The organism is Candidatus Pelagibacter sp., assembly GCF_052049775.1.
GTDB lineage: Bacteria > Pseudomonadota > Alphaproteobacteria > Pelagibacterales > Pelagibacteraceae > Pelagibacter.
The window spans coordinates 1-2101 of record NZ_JBNGZH010000010.1; the positions used below are offsets into that span (position 1 = coordinate 1).

At 31.4% G+C, this 2101-nt stretch carries 2 protein-coding genes; one reads left to right on the forward strand and one right to left on the reverse strand.

Annotated features, from left to right (window positions below; all coding sequences use genetic code 11):
* Positions 1 to 22: 22 nt before the first annotated feature.
* Positions 23 to 976: a site-specific integrase gene (locus tag ACTT83_RS02385; protein WP_440918585.1), complete on the reverse strand. Its 954-nt coding sequence runs from the start codon at positions 974 to 976 to the stop codon at positions 23 to 25.
* Between the two features lie 542 nt (positions 977 to 1518).
* Between ACTT83_RS02385 and ACTT83_RS02390 the strand changes: the two genes are divergently transcribed.
* Entirely contained in the window at positions 1519 to 1794 is a 276-nt protein-coding gene (locus ACTT83_RS02390; RefSeq protein ID WP_440917045.1) for a methylated-DNA--[protein]-cysteine S-methyltransferase, read from the forward strand.
* Positions 1795 to 2101: the final 307 nt, after the last annotated feature.

The window sequence follows — 2101 nt, forward strand, 5'->3', positions numbered from 1 at the left end:
AAACTTTTTTGATATAGTAAGTTTAAATCTTAATCTTATTTAAAGCATTATTTTTAAATATATTTGCTTCTCTAATATATCTTCTGACCATTTGCGTTGTTTTATGACCAGTCATTGCCATAATACTACTTTCATCAGCACCAGATTCAGCAGCGACAGTTGCAAAACCCGATCTTAAACTATGACCTGCAAAATTTTTATTCTCAATACCTGCTAAATTTAGATATTCTTTCATTAATAAAACTACTGATTGGTCAGTTAATCTTTTTTCTGTTAAAGATAAACCTTTAGAAAATCTTCTAAAAATAGGTCCAGATTCAATTTTAGAAATTTCTAGCCACTTTTTAAGATTAACCACAGGGCAATATTTTTTATTAGTAAAGTAGGGTAGACCTTTGATCATTCCCTCACCAAATTGATCGGTTTTGGATCTTTTAATGGTGATTTTAAGACCCTCAGGTACAAATTCTAAATCTTCATGATCAATTGAAATAAGCTCAGTTCGTCTAAATCCTCCTCCAAAGCCAATTAAGATTATTGACTTGTCTCTAAATTTTTTAATATCTTCAATTTTTTGTTGATCTATTACATTAATTAAAGATTTTAAATGACTGATTAATATAGGTTTTTTACCTTTTTGAATGCTTCCTTTCACCCTTTTTATTCCCATTAAGTTTTCTACAATGATTGGATGTTTGGTGTCGAGATAATGCCCTTTTAGTTTATGAACCATGCTAATTGACACTAAACGTCTTCTTAAAGTACTTATTTTCGAATTTTTAGAAAGGTGTGTAAGGTATAATGAAACTATTTTTGGCTCTGATGGCAAAGAATTCAAACCATGCTTAGCACAAAAAGCCCCAAAATCTTTGAAGTCTGACTTATATGCTCTTAAAGTATTATTTGCTTTTGAGCTTTTGAGGTTATTTAAAGTTGCCTCATGAAGCGATTTTAGGTCTGTTGTCAGTTCATTCATACAATTACTATTGATAACAATTAATTATCACTAGTAATATATCAAGTGATTTTTAATGTCAATAGTTTAAATATAAAAATTATGGGTTCAATTGATGGAGAAATTCCTGCGGTATGGTTTTTAATTACCTCTGTGGGATTTATTATTTTAAGTTCAATTCAATATAAAAATCACGGCAAAAGCATTGAGACTATTTTTTTATCTATCTTGGCAATCTTATTTTTAATCAGCTATTTTATCTTAGTTTTCAAAGCTTGATTTATCCCCAATATTCACATGAATTTCTATAAATTTTAAGAATCAATTAAAAGGTGATACAGCTTTAAAATTACATCTGTTAAGATAAATATGAATTAAGGGGCAACCCTTAACTGGCCAATTGGACAAAAGCCGAGAGGTACAAATCCAGGGGGCAGAAAGTTCTGCAAAGCATCGCTGAACATGCAGAACGGGAGGCATGGCGGTAGCGCATCAACGACGTGCCAAAACAACTGTTCTTTGCACTCTTAAAAGTGCAAAGAAACAGGGGTTTTTAGTAAAAAATGCATCTTAAAGGCACTAAATTTCAATTAAAAGTCTGGAAATACCTCAAAACTATACCAAAAGGTAAAATAAGAACATATAAACAAGTTGCTGCTGCCATAAACAGCCCTAAATCAGCCAGAGCTGTGGCTAATGCTTGTGCTAAAAACCCATATGCACCAAAAATACCTTGTCATAGAGTGATTAGATCTGATGGAGCTCTTGGAGGTTACTCTGGTAGAGGTGGAATCAGGCAAAAGCTTAAATTACTAAGATCTGAAAAAGTAGCTATTTAGAGCTATTTTAAACCTTTTTTAAGTTAAAAAAGTGAGTAAAATCAATGCTTTTTTGCCTTTTTGCGAGATTATTTTCTAAATGACATAATTCATCCCTCGGTTGTACCATATATTAACCTATTCAAAAAATAGACCCCTCTATGGGCGTTTAAATGCTATATTCAATTAGTGCATCGCTCTACTATTCAACTAAATCAATGCTTTTAGACTGCCCTACTTTTTTGGAATTTTCATAACCACAATCGGAAAAAGTCCCCATTTTTAAGGGTTATTTGATGTTTTTTATAATTTGCTATAAATCTCTACT

What these genes read in the sequence shown, in the direction of transcription:
- ACTT83_RS02390 (WP_440917045.1), top strand. Translation starts at nt 1,519, where the DNA reads ATGCATCTTAAAGGCACTAAATTTCAATTAAAAGTCTGGAAATACCTC.
- ACTT83_RS02385 (WP_440918585.1), bottom strand. Translation starts at nt 976, where the DNA reads ATGAATGAACTGACAACAGACCTAAAATCGCTTCATGAGGCAACTTTA.